Genomic DNA, 19,781 nt, shown 5'->3' on the forward strand with positions numbered 1-19,781 from the left:
TCGGCGGTGTGGCGCGCTGGGCCCACTTCGGTGTCCAGGTCCCGCTGTCGGGGCGGCCGGGGTAGGTAGAAATGAGGTGGTTGCGCAGTGCGGTGAGGGCGGGGTGCGGGTTGTCGGTGCGCCAGATCAGTGAGTGGGGGTAGACCGGGGTCGGGTCGTGCAGGGGGATGCGCCGCAGGTCGTGGCCGGCGGGCCAGACCAGCGGAGTCTGCTCGCTGACGAAGGTCGCCAATGTCGAGGAGCCCGCGATCGTGTCGAGGAGGGGCTCGATACCGAAGTTGGGGCCGACCGAGTCGATGGTGAGACCGAACGTGGCGGCGAGTTCGTCGTAGTAGGCGGCCCACTCGGTGCCAGGCATGTTGCCGGGCATCCAGATCCGGCGCCCGGCGAGCTGGGCGGGAGCGATCGCGCGGGCGGCCGCGAACTCGTGAGCCGGCCCGGTGAACAGGTACAGCGGTTCGTCGAAGACCGGAGTGGCCTCGATATCGTCGGGGAGCTGCCGGCCCGGCATGGTCACGGCGCGGAAGGTCGCGTCGATCGTCCCGGACCGGACGGCGGCGATGGCCGTGTCGGAGTCGAAGAGGGTCACGACATCAAGATCGGTCTCGGGATACGCGCGGTGGAAGTCGCGCAACAGACCCGCCACTGAGAGCCGGCGGCCGATCACGTCGACGCGCAACGCCCGGCGCCCTGGCCGCACGGAAGCGGCTGCCCGTTCCTCGGCTTGGAGGAGAGCCCGGGCGTAAGGCAGGAACGCCTGCCCATCGATGGTGAGCCGGGCTCCGCGGGCCGTACGGCTGAACAGCTGCACACCGAGGTCCTTCTCCAGCATGGCGATGCGCTTGGAGACGGCTTGTGGGGTGATCGACAAGTGGGCAGCGGCTTCTTGGAACTGTCCCGCGTCCGTAGCGGTGACGAAGGTGCGCACGGCGGTGAGGTCCATGCTGACCATCCTAGGTGGACAACCAATCGTTGAGTCTGATCGGCGAAATGGTTGTTTGATTCCAGTACGCCATGCTCGCTTTGATGTCTCTGGTCAACGTGCGGTTTGGCAAGCAGTGCGGCAGGAGGAGTGCTGCCCGGCGGCCGGGTGGCTGCCGGGCCCGCGCTTCAAGGGCTCGGGCTGATCGCGTTCACGGGCGGTGCGGCCCATTGGCCGTCCCGTCGGCGTGACCGCACCGCGACGGGTCGAGTCGTCCGCCCATCTGCCGATGCCGGTGCGGTCGGCCACCGACAAGGCCACCATCGCGCCTCTGGCCGGGATGGGGCTTCCTACTCACCTCGGAGGTGACCCACCCGTGCCGGATTCCTTCGTTCACCTGCACAATCACACCGAATACTCGATGCTGGACGGCGCGCAGAAGCTGAAGCCGATGTTCGGCGAGGTGGCCCGACAGGGGATGCCTGCGATCGCCATGAGCGATCACGGCAACATGTTCGGCGCCTACGAGTTCGCGCAGGTCGCGAAGGGCTTCGAGGGGATCAGGCCGATCATCGGCATCGAGGCGTACGTGGCACCTTCCTCTCGGTTCGTCCGGAAGCAGGAGTTCTGGGGGCCGGGAGGCCGCCGTGCCATGAGCGCGGACGGTGAGGGGTCGAAGGATGTCTCCGGTGGCGGCCGCTTCACTCACATGACCATGTGGGCGCGGAACAGCCTGGGCTTGCGGAACCTGTTCCGGCTCAGCACGCAGGCGAGCTATGAGGGTCAGTTCCCTGCCGGAAAGCCGCGCATGGACCGGGAGTTGATCGCTGAGCGACCGGACGGCGTCATCGCCACCACCGGCTGTCCGTCCGGCGAGATCCAGACCCGCCTGCGGCTGAACCAGTATGACGAGGCGAAGGCTGCTGCCGCGGTCTACCAGGAGATCTTCGGCCGCGAGAACTACTTCCTGGAGCTGATGGACCACGGCCTGGACATCGAGCGTGAGGTCCGTGAGGGCCTGCTGCGTCTGGCCAGGGACCTGAACATTCCCCTCCTGGCCACCAATGACGCGCACTACGTCACCGAGGACCAGGCCGACGCTCACGACAGCCTGCTGTGCATCGGTGTCGGCAAGAACAAGGACGACCCGGGCCGCTTCCGGTTCAACGGCTCCGGCTACTACCTCAAGACAGCCGCCGAGATGCGCAGCCTGTTCTCGGAGCTGCCGGAAGCCTGCGACAACACCCTGCTGATTGCCGAGCGCATCGAGTCCTATGACGAGGTCTTCGACTACGTCGACGAGATGCCGCAGTTCCCGGACGTGCCCGAAGGCGAGACCCAGGAGTCGTGGCTGCGCAAGGAAGTCCTCAGGGGTCTGGCGATGCGCTACGGGGACCCGGTCCCCCAGCACGTCATGGACCGCTTCGAGACCGAGATGTCGGTCATCGGCCCCATGGGTTTCAGCTCCTACTTCCTCGTCGTGGCGGACATCTGCCGCCACGCCCGGGAAAACAGGATCCCGCTCGGTCCGGGCCGAGGGTCGGCCACCGGCTCCATCGTGGCCTACGCCACCCGCATCACCGAGCTGTGCCCCCTGGAGCACGGCCTTCTCTTCGAACGGTTTCTGAACCCCGAACGCATCAACCCGCCGGACGTCGACCTCGACTTCGACGACCGTCAGCGCGACCGGATGGTCCGCTACGTCACCGAGAAGTACGGCGAGGACTACACCGCCATGGTGAACACGTTCGGCAAGATCAAGGCCAAGAACGCGATCAAGGACTCCTCGCGCATCCTCGGCTGTCCCTACTCCCACGGCGAGCGGATCACCAAGGCGCTCCCGCCGGACCAGAACGGCAAGTCAGCCCCACTGGCTGCCGTCTTCGACTCCTCCCACGAGCGGTATGGCGAGGCCGGCGAGATCCGGCAGATGTATGACAGCGAACAGGAGGTGAAGCGGGTCATCGACACCGCCCGCGGGGTGGAGGGCCTCACCCGCGGCACCGGCGTGCACGCCGCGGCGGTGATCCTTTCCAAGACGAAGCTCACCGACCGCATTCCCCTGCACATGCGCGCCTCGGACGGCGTGAAGATCACCGGCTTCGACTACCCGTCCTGCGAAGCCATGGGCCTGATCAAAATGGACTTCCTGGGGCTGCGGAACCTGGGGGTCATCGACCAGGCCATCGAGAACATCCGCGAGAACCGGGGCATCAGCCTGGCCACCGTAGATCCCCTGGACGGCGACCTGTCCACCCTCGTGATCCCTCTGGACGACGCCAAGACGTACCGGCTGCTGGCCGAGGGCAACACGTTCGGTGTCTTCCAGCTCGACGGCGGCGGCATGCGCGTCCTGCTGAAGCAGATGGAACCCACCCGGTTCGAGGACATCGCCGCGGTCAACGCCCTCTACCGGCCCGGCCCCATGGCGGCGAACGCGCACACCAACTACGCACACCGTAAGACCGGCCGCCAGGAGATCACCCCGATCCACCCCGAGCTGCGCGACTCACTGGAGCCGATCCTCGGCAACACCTTCCATCTGCTCGTCTACCAGGAGCAGATCATGGCCATCGCCCGGGAACTGGCCGGGTACACCCTCGGCGGTGCCGACCTGCTGCGCCGCGCGATGGGCAAGAAGAAACCGGAGGTGCTGGCCGCGGAGTGGGACAAGTTCCACGACGGCATGCGGGGCAACGGGTACAACGAGGAAGCCATCAAGGCCCTGTGGGACGTCATGCTCCCGTTCTCCGGCTACGCCTTCAACAAGTCCCACACCGCCGGCTACGGCCTCGTCTCATACTGGACCGCCTACCTCAAGGCCAACTATCCGGCCGAGTACATGGCCGCCCTGCTCACCTCGGTCGGCGACGACAAGGACAAGGCCGCGATCTACCTCGCCGACGCCCGCAAGAACGGCGTCCGGGTCCTCCAGCCCGACGTGAACGAGTCCGTCGCCGAGTTCACCGCCGTCGGCGACGACGTACGGTTCGGGCTGCGGTCCGTACGCAACGTCGGCGACAACGTCATCGAGGCCATCGTCGACACCCGCCGCCGGAAAGGGAAATTCACTTCCTTTTCCGACTTCCTCGACAAGGCCGACCTGCCCGCACTGAACAAACGAGCTGTGGAGTCCCTGATCAAGGCAGGCACCTTCGACTCCCTGGAGCATTCCCGCAAGGGCCTCACCGCCATCCACGAGGACGCCATCGACGCGATCATCCCTGTGAAGAAAGCGGCAAGCTTCGGACAAGACGATCTCTTCGCCGACCTGGGCGGCGAAGGAAGCGGCGAACCGGCCTTCGGCCTCGACTTCCCCATCAACGACTCGGAGTGGCCCCGCAGACAGCTCCTGGCGACCGAACGCGAAATGCTCGGCCTCTACGTCTCGGCCCACCCGCTGGACGGCGCCGAGCACATCCTCTCCGGCGCCCGGGACTGCTCCATCGCCGAACTGCTCGCCTCCGGCCGCACCACCGGGGACGTGCAACTTTCCGGACTGATCACCGGCATCCAGCTCAAGATGACCAAACAGGGCAACGCCTGGGCCATCGTGAACCTCGCGGACCGTGATGCCGGCATCGAGGTCCTCTTCTTCCCCGCCGCCTACCAACTCGTGCAGCACGCACTGGCCGAAGACAACGTCGTTGCCGTCAAGGGCAGGATCGAAGACCGGGACGGAACCGTGAACGTCTTCGGCAGAGAACTCGCGGTACTGGACGTGTCCTCCGCCGAGCACGGCGGGAAACCCCCCGTGCGGCTCGCCCTCCCCGCCCACCGGATCACCGAACAGTCCGTCGGAGAACTGAAGCGCATCCTTGCGGACCACCCAGGCGACAGCCCAGTCCACCTCAGCGTCCGCAGCGCACGCAAGACGATCGTGTACGCCCTGCAAGCCAAGGTGGACGCCACCACCGTCGCATCCGATGTGAAGGGCACGTTCGGAGCCGACACGTGGGCAGGCTCGGCATGATGCCGTCGCCATGAAGGGCACAGGCCTGCGCGCCCCACTGGAGACCGAGGTGCCGTGCGGGGCGCCCACGCCGTCGGGCGCAGCCTCCGGTCGGCGTTCGCCGGGGTTGCCGCCCCGCCCTCCCTCCGGAGGCCGAACGGGCGTTTCCGCCTCGCCGCGCCCGCGATAGCCAGGCACCTCGGCGTCGCCGTGCTGCACTCACTCCAGGACTCGACGCACGGCGTCGCGATCCGGTCGGTCGCCCGGGTCACCGACGCCGGCCCGGGCCGCGCGCTCTTCTCGCAGGGATACATCCCGGCTCCCACCGAGGAGCAAGCGCGCGCAGCGGGTAGCGGCACTCGCATTCATACCCCCTAGGGGTATAGTGTGATGAGTGTTGGGGCGCACGGGTCTCCCGGGGTTCCCGACACCACGCCCTTTTGGCTCGTCGAAGAGGAGAACACCATGACCGCCGAGACCCAGCTCCCCCAGGCCACCGGATCCTGCTGCTCGCCCAGCGGCTCCTGCCACGACAGTGCGGACTCCGGCGCACCGGCGGGCGCGGTGACCACCGTCTACCAGGTCACCGGCATGACCTGCGGACACTGCGAAGGCGCCGTCTCCGAGGAGATCTCCGGCATCGAGGGTGTCACCTCGGTCAAGGCCGTCGCCTCCACCGGCCAGGTGACCGTCGTCTCCCGGGCCCCGCTGGCCGAGGACGCCGTGCGCGCCGCGGTCGACGAGGCCGGCTACGAGCTCGTCGGCCGGGCCTGAACACGATCGGGGCGAACCCGGTACGCCGGGTGCACCCGCACCACCCCTTGTGCCGCCGGGCCGGACCGACCAGCAGATACTGGTGGGGCACGGCCCGGTCGGCGTTTCAGGAGTTCGGACATGCACAGCGCAACAGAGACCGCGCCCCCGTCAGCGGAGGGTTCGCGGGCCGAACTCACGATCGGCGGAATGACCTGCGCCTCCTGCGCGGCCCGCGTCGAGAAGAAACTCAACCGGATGGACGGCGTCACCGCCACCGTCAACTACGCGACCGAGAAGGCCCGCGTCTCCTTCGGTCCAGGGACCGACCTCGCGGATCTGATCGCCACGGTCGAGAAGACCGGCTATACGGCGCAGCCGGTACGCCGCCCCGAACCGGCCCCGCCCGCCCCGGCACAGGCCGCTGCACCGGCCACACCCGCAATCGCCGCCACAGAAGCCTTTGAGGGCGGCGGCGCGGACAGCACCCGAGTCCGCACCGGACAAGCCACCGAGAGCCCGACCGGCACCGAAGCCGACACCGGCACCGGCACCGGCACCGACGACCCCGCCGACCGGAAGGCCGCCGACACCCTCGCATCACTGCGTCAGCGTCTGATCGTCTCGGCCGTCCTCGCCGCCCCCGTCGTCGTGCTCGCGATGGTCCCCGCCCTCCAGTTCGACAACTGGCAGTGGCTCTCCCTCACCCTCGCGGCCCCCGTCGTCGTCTGGGGCGGACTGCCCTTCCACCGCGCCACCTGGACCAATCTCCGGCACGGTGCGGCCACCATGGACACCCTGGTCTCGGTCGGCACCCTCGCCGCCTTCGGCTGGTCCCTGTGGGCGCTGTTCCTCGGTGACGCAGGCATGACCGGGATGCGGCACGGCTTCGACTTCACGGTCTCGCGCGCAATGGGGTCTCCCCTGCTCGATCGGGGCCGAGAGCTCGGGGAAGGCTCGTCCACCATCTATCTGGAGGTCGCGGCCGGCGTCGTCACCTTCATCCTGCTGGGCCGCTACCTGGAGGCGAAGTCCAAGCGGAAGGCCGGTTCCGCTCTGCGCGCGCTGATGCACCTGGGCGCGAAGGACGTCTCCGTCCTCCGGGGCGGCACCGAGGTACGTGTCCCCGTCGGCCGGCTCGCCGTCGGCGACCGCTTCGTCGTCCGCCCCGGCGAGAAGATCGCCACCGACGGCACCGTCGTCGAGGGCACGTCCGCCGTGGACGCCTCCATGCTCACCGGCGAGTCCGTCCCGGTCGATGTGAGCATCGGCGACCGGGTCACCGGGGCCACCGTGAACGCCTCCGGCAGGCTCGTCGTCGAAGCCACCCGCATCGGCGCCGACACCCAGCTGGCCCGGATGGCGAAACTCGTCGAGGACGCCCAGAACGGCAAGGCCGAGGTGCAGCGTCTCGCCGACCGGATCTCCGCGGTCTTCGTCCCCGTGGTGCTGGTGCTCGCAGTGGCCACCCTGATCGCGTGGCTGCTCCTCACGGACGACGTGACCGCGGCGTTCACCGCCGCCGTCGCCGTGCTGATCATCGCCTGCCCCTGCGCCCTGGGCCTCGCCACTCCCACCGCCCTCATGGTCGGCACGGGACGCGGCGCCCAGCTCGGCATCCTGATCAAGGGCCCGGAGGTCCTGGAGACCACGCATCGCATCGACACGATCGTCCTCGACAAGACCGGCACGGTCACCACCGGCCGGATGACCCTCCAGGACATCCACCCCGCACCCGGCACCGACGAGACCCGCCTCCTGCGGCTGGCCGGCGCGCTGGAGCACTCCTCCGAGCACCCCGTCGCCCAGGCCGTCGCCGCCGGAGCCACGGAACGCATCGGCGGCCCACTCCCCGCCCCCGAGGACTTCGTCGGCATCACGGGCCTCGGCGTACGCGGCACGATCGACGGGCACCAGGTGCTGGTCGGCCGCCCGCAACTGCTCGCCGACGCTGGCATCGACATCCCCGACACCCTGTCCGGCGCCGTGGCGGACGCGGCGGCTCGGGGCCGTACCGCGATCGTGGTCGCCTGGGACGGGCAGGCACGCGGCGTCCTCGCCGTCGCCGACGCGGTCAAGGAGTCCAGCGCGGCAGCCGTCGCCGAGCTGCGCGCGCTCGGCCTCCGTCCCGTTCTGCTGACCGGCGACAACCGGGCCGTGGCGGACGCCGTGGCCCACGCCGTCGGGATCGACGAGGTCCATGCCGAGGTCCTGCCCGAGGAGAAGGTCCACGTCATCGAGCGGCTCCGGGCCCTGGGGTGCTCCGTAGCCATGGTCGGTGACGGGGTCAATGACGCGGCCGCCCTCGCCACCGCCGATCTCGGCCTGGCGATGGGAACCGGTACGGACGCCGCGATCGAGGCGAGTGATCTGACCCTCGTTCGTGGAGATCTCAAGGTGGCGGCCGATGCGATCCGGCTCTCCCGGCGCACTCTGGCGACCATCAAGGGCAATCTCTTCTGGGCATTCGGCTATAACGTAGCCGCCCTACCCCTTGCGGCATTTGGCCTGCTCAACCCTATGATTGCGGGAGCGGCGATGGCGTTCTCATCGGTCTTCGTCGTGACGAACAGCCTGCGGCTGCGCGCCTTCACGTAACTTCCACAAAGAGATTTAGATCACACCGGTTTCAGGGTAACCATCCGGTGGGTTCGCGAGTCTAAGAGTGCGATGCCAAGGATGTCTTGGGGGACGTCCGTCGAAGTGTCTTGGGGGATGCTTCGGGCAAGCGTTGGCCGGGGCACGTGCACCGGGGAGCTTTGAGCGGCCCTCCCGTGCGTACGTACCCCGGCGGACCGCACCGGAAGTACAAGTGAAGAGCGCAGCTCGCAGTAGGTGAGGAGCGCCCAGGAGCTTCGGCTCCCGCAGACGCCCGGCCGGATCCCGTGGGGGGAATCCGCTCCGGGATATGGGAAGCGCCTCGCTGTCGGCCCGTGGGGGGATCGATGGCGGGGCGCTTCTCGCTGTCGGCCCGGCGGGCGGCACCGCGCACGGCTGCGTCGGTCACGCAAATCGCCCCGGACACCGCGCTCTGTGCGAAAGCGCGGTACTCGGGGCGAAGACGACCGGCCTCGGCGGCCGGGGTGGTGCAGGGGTGGTACGAGGTTCAGCGGCCCTCGACCGGGACGAAGTCACGCAGGACCTCGCCGGTGTAGATCTGGCGCGGGCGGCCGATGCGGGAACCCGGCTCCTTGATCATCTCGTGCCACTGGGCGATCCAGCCGGGAAGCCGGCCGAGCGCGAAGAGCACGGTGAACATCTCGGTCGGGAAGCCCATGGCCCGGTAGATCAGACCCGTGTAGAAGTCCACGTTCGGGTAGAGGTTGCGCGAGACGAAGTACTCGTCGGAGAGCGCGTGCTCCTCCAGCTTCAGCGCGATGTCGAGCAGCTCGTCGGACTTGCCGAGCGCGGACAGCACGTCGTGGGCCGCGGCCTTGATGATCTTGGCGCGCGGGTCGAAGGACTTGTAGACGCGGTGGCCGAAGCCCATCAGCCGGACGCCGTCCTCCTTGTTCTTCACCTTGCGGATGAAGGAGTCGACATCGCCGCCGTTGGCCTGGATGCCTTCGAGCATCTCCAGCACCGACTGGTTGGCGCCACCGTGCAGCGGGCCCCACAGCGCCGAGATACCGGCGGAGATCGAGGCGAACATGTTCGCCTGCGAGGAGCCGACCAGACGCACGGTGGAGGTCGAACAGTTCTGCTCGTGGTCCGCGTGCAGGATGAGCAGCTTGTCGAGCGCGGAGACGACGACCGGGTCCAGCTCGTACTCCTGGGCGGGAACCGAGAAGGTCATGCGCAGGAAGTTCTCGACGTACCCGAGGTCGTTGCGCGGGTAGACGAAGGGGTGGCCGATCGACTTCTTGTACGCGTACGCGGCGATCGTCGGCAGCTTGGCCAGCAGACGGATCGTCGAGAGGTGGCGCTGCTCCTCGTCGAACGGGTTGTGGCTGTCCTGGTAGAACGTGGACAGCGCGCTGACGACCGAGGACAGCATGGCCATCGGGTGGGCGTCGCGCGGGAAGCCGTCGAAGAACCGCTTGACGTCCTCGTGCAGCAGCGTGTGCTGGGTGATCTCGTTCTTGAAGGTCGACAGCTCGTCGACCTTGGGAAGCTCACCGTTGATGAGCGTGTACGCGACCTCGAGGAACGTCGAGCGCTCGGCGAGCTGCTCGATCGGGTAGCCGCGGTAGCGCAGGATGCCCTGTTCACCGTCGAGGTAGGTGATGGCGGATTTATACGCTGCGGTGTTGCCGTATCCGCTGTCCAGCGTGACCAGGCCGGTATTGGCCCGGAGCTTCCCGATGTCGAAGCCCTTGTCGCCGACGGTGCTGTCGATCACCGGGTAGGTGTACTCGCCATCGCCGTACCTCAGTACTACAGCGTTGCTGGTGTGCTCGCTCACGTCATCCCTCACCGACGTAGTGCCTCTTCTTCGAGGTTCCCTGACTGTCTCCACCCTCCCCCATTTGGCTCAGGAGAGTGCACTCGGGGTCGTCCATTGGACCTACTCGCGGCACTGAGTGCCGCGAGCTTACTCATCCTGCCCCCTTGACTCCGGTTCCGGAAGGCCTCCGTGATGTTTCCCACCGATTTGATCGATCATTTTTTCGGGGGATCCTCCTCCCAAGCCCCCTGACAGCCGGTAATCCAGCGCCGTACAGCGTCTGCCTGCGGAAACCGTGCGGACCGCCTGGCCGATCGCCTGTCGCGAGCCGACCAGCACGACGAGCTTCTTGGCCCTGGTCACGGCGGTGTACAGCAGGTTCCGCTGGAGCATCATCCAGGCGCTCTTGGTGACGGGGATGACGACGGCCGGGTACTCGCTGCCCTGGGAGCGGTGGATCGTCATGGCGTACGCGTGGGCCAGCTCGTCCAGCTCGTCGAAGTCGTAACCGATCTCCTCGTCCTCGTCGGTCAGTACCGTCAGCCGCTGTTCATCCAGGTCGAGGGCGGTGACGACGCCGACCGTGCCGTTGAAGACGCCGTTCTCCCCCTTGTCGTAGTTGTTGCGGATCTGGGTGACCTTGTCGCCGACCCTGAAGACCCGGCCGCCGAACCGCTTCTCGGGCAGATCGGGGCGGCCCGGGGTAATGGCTTGCTGGAGGAGCCCGTTGAGCGTGCCCGCACCGGCCGGGCCGCGGTGCATCGGGGCCAGGACCTGTACGTCACGCCGCGCGTCCAGCCCGAATTTGGCCGGAATACGGCGGGCGGCGACGTCCACCGCGAGCACGCCCGCGTCCTCCGTCTCGTCCTCCACGAAGAGGAAGAAGTCGTTGAGTCCCTGAGTGAGCGGCGGTACCCCGGAGTTGATCCGGTGCGCGTTGGTGACGACTCCGGACTGCTGGGCCTGACGGAAGATCGTGGTCAGTCGGACCGCCGGAACGGGGCTGCCGTCGGCGAGCAGGTCGCGCAGCACCTCCCCCGCGCCGACCGACGGCAGCTGGTCGACATCCCCCACGAGCAGCAGATGGGCACCGGGTGCCACCGCCTTCAGCAGTTTGTTGGCGAGCAGCAGATCCAGCATCGACGCCTCGTCGACGACGACCAGATCGGCGTCCAGCGGCCGGTCCCGGTCGTACGCGGCATCGCCCCCCGGTTTCAGTTCGAGCAGCCGGTGCACGGTGGACGCCTCGGCCCCGGTCAGCTCGGAGAGCCGCTTGGCCGCCCGCCCGGTGGGCGCGGCCAGCACCACCTTGGCCTTCTTGGCGCGGGCCAGCTCGACGATGGACCGGACGGTGAACGACTTCCCGCAGCCGGGCCCACCGGTCAGGACGGCGACCTTGCGGCTGAGCGCGAGCCGGACCGCGGCCTCCTGCTCGGGGGCCAGCTTCGCCCCCGTACGGCCCGCGAGCCAGGTCAGCGCCTTGTCCCAGTCGACGTCCACGAAGGCCGGCAACCGGTCCTCGGGCGTCCGCAGCAGCCGCTGCACCTGCGCGGCGAGCGCGACCTCGGCACGGTGGAACGGCACGAGATACACGGCCGTGACCGGCTCGCCGCCCTCGGGCGAGGGCACCTTCTCCCGTACGACGCCTTCCGGGTCCTCGGCCAGTTCGGCGAGGCACTCGATGACCAGCCCCGTATCGACCTGGAGCAGCTTCACTCCGTCGGCGATCAGCCGCTCCTCGGGGAGGAAGCAGTGGCCCTGGTCGGTGGATTGCGACAGCGCGTACTGCAGTCCGGCCTTCACCCGCTCGGGGCTGTCGTGCGGGATGCCGACGGCCTGGGCGATCTTGTCGGCGGTGAGGAAGCCGATACCCCAGACGTCGGCGGCCAGCCGGTAGGGCTGGTTCTTCACGACGGAGATCGACGCGTCCTCGTACTTCTTGTAGATACGGACGGCGATGGAGGTGGAGACGCCGACCCCCTGGAGGAAGACCATCACCTCCTTGATCGCCTTCTGCTCCTCCCAGGCCGCGGCGATCATCTTCGTCCGCTTCGGCCCGAGCCCGGGGACCTCGACCAGCCGCTTCGGCTCCTGCTCGATGACGTCGAGGGTGTCGACGCCGAAGTGGGTGGTGATCCGGTCCGCCATCACCGGGCCGATGCCCTTGATCAGGCCGGAGCCGAGATAGCGGCGGATGCCCTGGATGGTGGCGGGCAGCACGGTCGTGTAGTTCTCCACCGTGAACTGCTTGCCGTACTGGGAGTGCGAGCTCCAGCGCCCCTCCATCCGCAGGGACTCCCCGACCTGGGCACCGAGCAGCGACCCGACGACCGTCAGCAGATCGCCCGCGCCCCGACCGGTGTCGACGCGGGCGACGGTGTACCCGTTCTCCTCGTTGGCGTACGTGATGCGCTCCAGCACACCTTCGAGGACGGCCATGTTGGACATGTTCCGACGGTATCGGTTCCCACCGACAACGCATTCCCGGCCTCGGATGCCGCCCGTTCCCTGTGGTGACGGGGCCGAGGCAGCGCTGTCCGGACCGCCGGGAACACAGCCGGGCCAGGGCCTGTCGCGCCCGTGGTCCAGGATCGGAATGGTCAGCAACTCCGGTGTGAGGGGGCCGCCTTGGAATACGCCGATGGTCCGAGCGTGCACAGTGCTGTCCCTATCGAGGCAGCCGTGCCACGGGTCCGGGAGCTGGTGACGGACATCCGCCTGCCGGCCCGGTTCAGCCCGGAGTTGCGGCGCGTCGCCTGGCTCGACTGTCCGGCCGGCGCTTTGCCCCAGCCGGCCATGACTTCATCTGTCGGTGATCCCGGAGAGCCACGCCGTGTCCTCCGGGCCCGGCGCTCCGAGGTTGGGCGCGGGCAGCCGGCGGACCTCGCCGGTTCGCAGGGCGACCGTGGCCCGCGGCCGCATCGGCCCGTCGCCCCTGCGTGAGAGCAGGACGAGTTCCCAGACTGTCGCCGCCATGGTGTCGAGCCGGGTGACACAGTCGGCGGTGACTCGCCGCGGATCCCGGGTCCGGCCCAGGGACAGATGTGGGGTGAAGTTCTTGGCGGGCCCACCGCAGCGCGGGAACCGCTGCTGCAGCAGGCGGTGCAGGTGGGCCCACGGCGCCTGGCCGGCTGCCGTCGGGTCGAGCCACACGGTGAAGTACGCCCTGTGCCGGAAGGTGCGCACCCCGTCCAGCCGGGCGGTGAAGACCGGCGTCTCGGCCGTCGCCGCGGCGAGCAGCGGGGCGGCCCGCTCGAAGTCGGACTCCGGCACGAAGCCGAAGAGCACATTGACGTGCGGCGGCCACCGGTGGATCTGCGGATCGTAATCCCGGCGGATGTCCTGGATCGGCGGCCACAGTTCCGCGGGCGGGATCCAGGCCACCGCTGTGCGGGCCGTCGGGGGCACGTCGAGGACGCCGACGAGATCGCCCCTGCCGGAGCTCGTATCGAAACTACGGTCCGCTTGCGGGTCCCGCACCCGGCCGGCGCCCGACGCGTCGATGCGGTCCACGCCCGTGGCCCGGTCCCAGACCACCTCGCCGTCCGCCTCGATGAACACCACCCGGTGCCACGGGATGTCACCCCCGGGCACGAATGAAGGCAGCGGGATGCGTGTGCAGGCATCCCCGCGCTGGCTGATCCCCAGCACGAACCGGGCCGGGTCGAACCGCGGATCCCAGCGGACCCGGTGATAGATCTCGTCGCTGGTTCGCATCACGCCTCCTCGCCCACTCACGCCGCGACCGGCCGGACCGCCGCTTCAGTGCGGCTTCACATACTCCACTTTCACCACGTCCGGCACGTCGGGCACATCGGGCACGTCGGGCGGCTTCTCCCGGCCGGCCAGGAGTGCCTCCGCCGGCATGTCGCCCATGAGGTACCGGCGGAAGAAGGCGACGGTGTGGCCCGTGGCGATCCGGCGCCGGCTCAGACCCCCGTCCGGCCGTCGATGCGCTCGCGGATGAGGTCGGCGTGCCCGCAGTGGCGGGCGTACTCACCGATCATGTGCGTGTAGATCCAGCGCAGCGTGACCTGCCCACCCATGAACGGGCTGGTGTCGTCGAGCGACCGGGCGGCGCAGTTCGCCCTGGCCCGCTCCACCTCGGCCCGCCAGATCGACAGCGCCTCTTCGTAGCCGGCCCCCTCGACGAGGTCGAACCCGCCGTCGTGCCCCGACGGGTCGGCGTCGGGGGTGAAGATCGGCGGCGCGTCCTCCTGGACCAGGATCCGACGGAACCAGTTCCGCTCGACCTCCGCCATGTGCTGGATGAGGCCGAGCAAACTGATCGGCGAGGGCTCCACGGATGCCTCACGCAACCGCTCGTCGTCGAGCCCCTCGCACTTCTGCGCAAGGGTGGTGCGGTAGAAGTCCAGCCAACTCGTCAGCGAGGTCCGCTCGTCGGCGTCCAGGGGCGGCATGGCGCGGTCGGGAGTGCTCATGGGCGACACCCTGGCACGAGCGTCTGACAACGGCATTGATCACCGGGGCTGCCGCCGCGCTCACACGCGGCGGGACTCGGGCTGGATGACCTCTTCCGTCAACGGCCATGGAGTCGCGGATGACCAGCCGACGACCGGCATGGTCTCGTCGTAGTGCGGCGCGAAGTCAGCGCACACCAGCGCGGGCATGCGGTAATCGGAGTCGCGGACTTGGCTCAGGAACGGTCCGGGCAAGGCGACATGATGCGTTTCGAGGTAGTGCGAGAAGTCCTGTCGCCACAGCCAGAACCCATCCGTGACCAGTGACGAACACCCCGCGGAATGACGGTGCGCAAGCCCGGTCAGAACGTCCCGCCCCGCTTCCATCACGTCCAGCAGCACATGACCGGCATCCAGATAGGCCACGATCTCGCCCTCGTCGGGCTCACCGACAGGACGTACGGCGTCACGCAGCCGGCCGTTCGGCCGCACCCCCGCGTCATTGAACTCTTCATAGAAGCCCAACAGCCCCAGCACCGCTCCGACCTCCCCATACGCATGCCGCCCACGTCGTCGGACCACCCAGGGCCGCATCGAGCACACTCCCGACCACCCACAGAAGCTACAACCGACTAGGTCTCCCGGGCACCTTGAAATAATTCATTCACACACGCCGCCGGGCAGGCCCGATGATGTGCGCATGGCACTGAAGGAGACACTGGAGCGCGTGGACGCCGACCTCGCCGCAGGACGCGTACCCATGGCGCGCCAACGGCTGCGCGGACTGGTCTCGTCCTACCCGCACCACCCCGGCCTGCGCCGACGCCTGGCCGACATCTACCGGCTGTACGGCGACCCGGCCGAGGCCGGCCGGTGGACCTACCTCGAAGAGGACAGGCTTCCTGACGAGGTCGCCGCGTTCTAGGAGAGGTACAGCGACCCCGTACGGCGGATGCGGGCCCTGGCCTGACAAGGCCAGGAGTCTGCGGCCGACTCCCCCTTTGTCGAGCAGCAGTTGGCGGCCGTGCGGACCGCCGCCTCCAAGGCCCTCGGCCACCCGGTCACCTGGGACACCCTCCCTGAGGTACGGGGTGACGCGCCGGAGGCGGGTTCGTTCCGCCAGTCCTTGGCGGCCATGGGCTGCGCGCTCCTGGCGATCGTGTTCGTCGGGATCTGGTTGAACGGGTTCCTCGACCTCTTCCGCTGACAGCGAATGCCTCGAAGTCGCCCGCGGCTATGCCACCCCCCTGTCCGCAACAGCCCCCAGCACGCCTCCGTCCGCAGGAAATCGCCCACCTGGGCACCGAGCAGCGCGCCGACCACCGCAAGGCGATCACCGTTGCCGTGCCCGGTGTCGACGCGGGCGACGGTGTACCCGTTCTCCTCGTTGGCGTCGTCAAGCGGGTTGCCGACTCATCGGCTGTCGATGTCCGGTTCTCGGTGCCCCAGCCTGTCATTGTCCGGAACAGGTCCACTCGCGTTCAGTCGCGAACCCCGGCTCTCAGCGACCCGCTTGACCTCCCGCAACGACTCGCTCAGCCGACTGGCGAGGAAGTGGAGCTCCGCGCCTGTGACGCGCCGGTCCGCCAGAAGGTCGGCGGCGTGGCCGAGCAAGTCGTCCGCCATGCCGAGTTGGATGCTCTCGATACCGTCAGCCACCCGTGACACGTAGCCGGTGCCGTCCCCCAGGACGTAACACGGCTTGCCCTCCGCCGCCGTCCAGGGCAGCAACCTGAACGTGCGGCTTTCGCCCTGCTCCCCGTTCACGCGGCGACCTCGGCTCGGCGAAGGGGCCAGGGCCTGATGTCCACAGCGTGCACGGCAATCCACAACGTGCGCGATCGCCGCCGCGCCTCGGTCAACTGCCGCTCGTGCGCCACGAGATAGGGACGCACCAGTGGGCCGTCCTCCCCGCACAGCGGACGCTCACCGGTACGGCGGACAGTGGGGCCGGCCACATATACGCAGGAGTACGGATGGGCGGTGATGGGGGCCGGTCGTAACAACCGCACCAGCGACTCGGTGAACCGGCGGACGGAATTCTTCATGTCGGTGCGCTCTCCCTCTGACTTACCCACGAACGGATGCGTTCTGTGGTGAATTGATCACAGAGTGGGGTCGGGCGTGGCTACGCTGCCAGGGGTTCGGGCTTGACAGCCCGCTGGTCAGACAAGGGAGTTGGGGCTGGATGGCGATGAACAGGAAGCCGCGTACACCGAGGGAGAAGTACGGGGAGGAGTTGAGGCTGCGAAGGACGGCAGCGGGGCTGACCCAGGAGGCCCTGGGCGATCAGGTGGTGTGCTCGCCGACACTGATCAGTCATTACGAGGCGGGGCGGCGACTGCCGAACCCGGATGACGCCCAGAGGGTCGACCGCGCGCTTGAGACGGATGGGTTCTTCGCCCGATGGCTGGAGGACCTGGAGACGAAGTACGCAGATCACTTCGCCGTAATGGCGGAGCTGGAGCGGCAAGCAACACTGATCCAGCAGTTCGCGCTGTCTCTGGTGCCTGGACTGCTCCAGACGGACGGTTACGCGCGTGCGCTGTTCCGCGCGTACCGGCCGAACCATCGACAGGAGGACCTTGACAGAGATGTCGTCATCCGAACCGAGCGTGCCCACATCCTCGACGGACCGTTGAACCCTGTCCTGTGGACCATGCTGGACGAGGCCGTACTCAGACGTCAGGTCGGTGGGCCACAGGTCATGGCGGAGCAACTGCGCAAGATCGCGGACATGGCCGAAGGCGGACGGCTACGGCTGCATGTGCTGCCGTTCAGCGCGGGCGCCCACTCGCTGCAGGAGAGCCTGCTGTCGTTGATGGGCTTCGACGACGCCGGACCAGTGGCCTATGCCGAAGGCTTCTTGACAGGGAACCTGATGGACGATCCAGCTCTGGTGAAGGCCAGCAGGACAGCCTACGATCTGGCCTTGAGCGATGCGATGTCGCATCAGGAATCACTGGCATTTGTACGGTCAGCAGCGGAGGAACATGAACATGGTCAGCGGTAAGCACACCGTCTTGGACTCATCCGCGCTCACCGGGTGGTTCAAGTCCAGCTACAGCGGTGGCGGTCAGGGCGAGTGCCTTGAGGTGACCGCTGGCTACGACACCGTCCCCATCCGGGACAGCAAGACCCCGAGCGGCCCCGCGCTCGTCTTCTCCGCCGACGGCTGGTCGTCGTTCGTCTCGGCGGTCAAGGACGGTAACATCAATCCCTGAACCGGGCTGCGTCTCGCAACTGGCCGGCAATGGCGGCCGAGTTGCGAGACACGGTCATGCGCGCGAAAGGAAGCCCTCACGCAGGGCCGGGTCGCGCAACAGGTCGAGGGTCTCTTCCTCAGTGATCGTTCCTTGGGCTTTGTCAGGTTCTTCATTCCTGCGAGGACCGATCGACCGGTTTGCACCTGCCTTGACCTCGTTGACCCAAGAGGCGGTTGCCTCGCCCCCCCACCCGGCCCCAACTGGCCCGGCGTCACGCCGTGACTCCGTCGCGGCGGACTTCACGCCCGCCCCGTACCCGGCGAGCCGCAACGTCCGCCGCCGCACCGCGGCCGACCGCCGCACACGGCTGCACGCATCCGCGTTCGGAACCACGAAGATCCGTCCGTCCGCAGCGTGAGCTGGTCGTGCGCGGTAGGGACCGCGGGCTCCCCCAGGTCACTTCAAATGGCCCGATCGCGCTCCAATTGCGCTGCGTATTTCATTCATTACACGGGCCGAATAGAGGGATTCTTTCGCTCGCCATGGGCCACATAACAGTGTCCGTTTTGGGCTAATTTAACACTTCTGTCGTGTGATGTGGCCGATATGGTGCACGTCACCATGATATGACTTAGTAGGGCAAAGAGCCCGCCTCGTGGCCCGTTTGCGGCGATTTCGGCAACCGTTCCCCGTTCCCTATACGTATTCCGATAGTAAAGAGAGTCATTGACCGAAACTTAAACCCCGCTTAACAATTCTTGGCATCCCCACGGAAGAGGTAATTTCCGATGCAGATCTCCGCGATGTCCAAGAAGTTCGCCCACATGACCCAGACCAAGAAGATCTCACTGGGCATGGCCGCCGCAGGAGCGGCACTCGTCGCCGGTTCCCTCGCCGGCGCCCCGGCCGCCTCGGCCGCCACCCCGACCCAGGCCGGCGACCGCGTCAGCGCCTGGATCAACCAGTCACTGGAGATCATGCGCGCGCAGGGCATCCCGGGCTCCTACCACGGGATCCACCGCAATCTGATGCGCGAGTCGAGTGGCAACCCGAATGCCATCAACAACTGGGACTCCAACGCCGCCAAGGGCATCCCGTCCAAGGGTCTGCTCCAGGTCATCGACCCGACCTTCAGGGCGTATCACGTCCCCGGCACCTCGTGGAACATCTACGACCCGGTCGCCAACATCACCGCCGCCTGCAACTACGCGGCACAGCGCTACGGCTCGATCGACAACGTCAACTCGGCCTATTGATCAGCATGCGATGAAACTCGGGAATTCGCGAGAAGGTCCCGACCAGGCGAAACGGGGTCCGGTCAGAAGACCGGACCCCTCTCGCTTTCCCCCACCGTCAGGGCTTCCCGATCCCCCGGGCCCCTCCCCGGAAGCGCCCGACGAGAGATACGACCCGGCAGGGTGCCGAACGGTTGCACGTACTGGCGATCTCCTTAACCTGGCGGCAAAAAGCCTTCTCAGCAGGCGTGTTCGGCGTACCGGGAGGCGACCTCCGCGAGGACTTCGGCGCCGTCGCGGGCCCAGAGGGCCTCGTTGAAGATCTCCACCTCGATGGGGCCGAAGAAACCGGTGACCTCGACCAGCGTGCGGAACGCCCGGAAGTCCATGGCCCCATCGCCCAGTTGGCCCGGTCGACCAGGACGCTCGCCGGAACACCACGCCCAGCCCACCGAAGCGCTTGCGGGATCGGGCCGCCAGCGGCCGGGAAGGGCTGCCCCCCCCACCTCCACGGCGAACCGGCCCAGCATGAGCGCCCGGCCTGCCCACATGGCAGCAAGTTGCCCACCAGCTGCGGTGCACCGGGAACAGCGTCGCGTTCCACTTTGCGAACGAGACGAAAATCGACCGAAAGTGAGCGGCAGCCGGGCCACTCAAAAACGATCCACCCGCCAGCGAAGGGGGAAATAGTTCAAGTATGCGCCGAATTAGGCACTCTGACTCTGGCTCCGAATCTGTCGCACGCCACTCACAGCGCAATTGCCCCTTGATTGCATCGGCAACGCAGACTTGATAGAGATGATGGCACATACGTTCGCAAGACATGGCGGGGGACTGCATGAAGTTCGACATGGGGGCGCAGGTTCTTTCGACGCTGTCGTCGAAGTCGCGTGGGTCGAGTACCG

General features: G+C 67.7%; 14 protein-coding genes and 3 pseudogenes. 7 read left to right on the forward strand and 10 right to left on the reverse strand.

What is annotated here, in order from left to right:
* Positions 1–943, reverse strand: a 943-nt coding sequence (locus tag GA0115254_RS29325; RefSeq protein WP_107451420.1) for a LysR family transcriptional regulator, incomplete at its 3' end; no start/stop codon positions are given.
* Between the two features lie 355 nt (positions 944–1,298).
* Between GA0115254_RS29325 and dnaE the strand changes: the two genes are divergently transcribed.
* The 3 genes from dnaE (at position 1,299) to GA0115254_RS29345 (ending at position 8,225) form a co-directional block, all read left to right on the forward strand.
* Positions 1,299–4,895, forward strand: a complete 3,597-nt coding sequence (gene dnaE, locus GA0115254_RS29330; RefSeq protein WP_176740343.1) for a DNA polymerase III subunit alpha — start codon at positions 1,299–1,301, stop codon at positions 4,893–4,895.
* Between the two features lie 444 nt (positions 4,896–5,339).
* Positions 5,340–5,648 (forward strand): heavy-metal-associated domain-containing protein, encoded by a 309-nt coding sequence (locus GA0115254_RS29340; protein ID WP_093898303.1) that lies wholly within the window; start codon positions 5,340–5,342, stop codon positions 5,646–5,648.
* A 120-nt stretch (positions 5,649–5,768) separates the two neighbouring features.
* On the forward strand, positions 5,769–8,225 hold the full coding sequence (locus tag GA0115254_RS29345; protein ID WP_093898304.1) for a heavy metal translocating P-type ATPase: 2,457 nt from the start codon (positions 5,769–5,771) through the stop codon (positions 8,223–8,225).
* 508 nt (positions 8,226–8,733) lie between these two features.
* Here the strand turns inward: GA0115254_RS29345 and GA0115254_RS29350 are convergent.
* The 5 genes from GA0115254_RS29350 to GA0115254_RS29370 all read right to left on the reverse strand — a co-directional run bounded on the left by GA0115254_RS29350 (position 8,734) and on the right by GA0115254_RS29370 (position 14,972).
* Positions 8,734–10,032 carry a citrate synthase gene (locus tag GA0115254_RS29350; protein ID WP_093898305.1) on the reverse strand — a complete coding sequence of 433 codons (1,299 nt, stop codon included), beginning with the start codon at positions 10,030–10,032 and terminating at the stop codon, positions 8,734–8,736.
* A gap of 129 nt (positions 10,033–10,161) precedes the next feature.
* Positions 10,162–12,462 carry an SF1B family DNA helicase RecD2 gene (locus GA0115254_RS29355; protein ID WP_093898306.1) on the reverse strand — a complete coding sequence of 767 codons (2,301 nt, stop codon included), beginning with the start codon at positions 12,460–12,462 and terminating at the stop codon, positions 10,162–10,164.
* Between the two features lie 354 nt (positions 12,463–12,816).
* Entirely contained in the window at positions 12,817–13,731 is a 915-nt protein-coding gene (locus GA0115254_RS29360) for an RNA repair domain-containing protein (protein WP_093898307.1), read from the reverse strand.
* A 212-nt stretch (positions 13,732–13,943) separates the two neighbouring features.
* The gene (locus GA0115254_RS29365) at positions 13,944–14,456 is read right to left on the reverse strand and encodes a DinB family protein (protein WP_176740341.1); all 513 of its coding nucleotides are present in this window, start codon (positions 14,454–14,456) and stop codon (positions 13,944–13,946) included.
* A 60-nt stretch (positions 14,457–14,516) separates the two neighbouring features.
* The gene (locus GA0115254_RS29370) at positions 14,517–14,972 is read right to left on the reverse strand and encodes a hypothetical protein (RefSeq protein WP_093898308.1); all 456 of its coding nucleotides are present in this window, start codon (positions 14,970–14,972) and stop codon (positions 14,517–14,519) included.
* A gap of 163 nt (positions 14,973–15,135) precedes the next feature.
* Here GA0115254_RS29370 and GA0115254_RS29375 point away from each other — a divergent pair.
* Positions 15,136–15,642: pseudogene (locus GA0115254_RS29375) on the forward strand (DUF6584 family protein).
* A gap of 53 nt (positions 15,643–15,695) precedes the next feature.
* Here the strand turns inward: GA0115254_RS29375 and GA0115254_RS47885 are convergent.
* The 3 genes and pseudogenes from GA0115254_RS47885 to GA0115254_RS29385 form a co-directional block, all read right to left on the reverse strand.
* Positions 15,696–15,892, reverse strand: a pseudogene (locus tag GA0115254_RS47885) (hypothetical protein); the annotation flags it as partial.
* A complete protein-coding gene (locus GA0115254_RS29380) occupies positions 15,849–16,202 on the reverse strand; it encodes a hypothetical protein (protein ID WP_093898309.1) in 354 nt (117 codons plus the stop codon). The gene GA0115254_RS29380 and the pseudogene GA0115254_RS47885, both read right to left, overlap by 44 nt.
* Positions 16,199–16,483: a hypothetical protein gene (locus GA0115254_RS29385; protein ID WP_093898310.1), complete on the reverse strand. Its 285-nt coding sequence runs from the start codon at positions 16,481–16,483 to the stop codon at positions 16,199–16,201. Before GA0115254_RS29385 ends, GA0115254_RS29380 begins: the two co-directional genes overlap by 4 nt.
* Positions 16,484–16,623: 140 nt before the next feature.
* Between GA0115254_RS29385 and GA0115254_RS29390 the strand changes: the two genes are divergently transcribed.
* The 3 genes from GA0115254_RS29390 (at position 16,624) to GA0115254_RS29400 (ending at position 18,897) form a co-directional block, all read left to right on the forward strand.
* Positions 16,624–17,448, forward strand: a complete 825-nt coding sequence (locus GA0115254_RS29390; RefSeq protein WP_093898311.1) for a helix-turn-helix domain-containing protein — start codon at positions 16,624–16,626, stop codon at positions 17,446–17,448.
* Entirely contained in the window at positions 17,435–17,659 is a 225-nt protein-coding gene (locus tag GA0115254_RS29395) for a DUF397 domain-containing protein (protein ID WP_093898312.1), read from the forward strand. Before GA0115254_RS29390 ends, GA0115254_RS29395 begins: the two co-directional genes overlap by 14 nt.
* A gap of 770 nt (positions 17,660–18,429) precedes the next feature.
* Positions 18,430–18,897, forward strand: coding sequence for a transglycosylase SLT domain-containing protein (locus GA0115254_RS29400; protein ID WP_176740342.1), 468 nt, complete (start codon positions 18,430–18,432; stop codon positions 18,895–18,897).
* A 218-nt stretch (positions 18,898–19,115) separates the two neighbouring features.
* Here the strand turns inward: GA0115254_RS29400 and GA0115254_RS29405 are convergent.
* A pseudogene (locus GA0115254_RS29405) lies at positions 19,116–19,286 on the reverse strand (sugar phosphate isomerase/epimerase); the annotation flags it as partial.
* Positions 19,287–19,781 lie beyond the last annotated feature (495 nt).

It is taken from the genome of Streptomyces sp. Ncost-T10-10d (assembly GCF_900091955.1).
Taxonomy (GTDB): Bacteria; Actinomycetota; Actinomycetes; order Streptomycetales; family Streptomycetaceae; genus Streptomyces.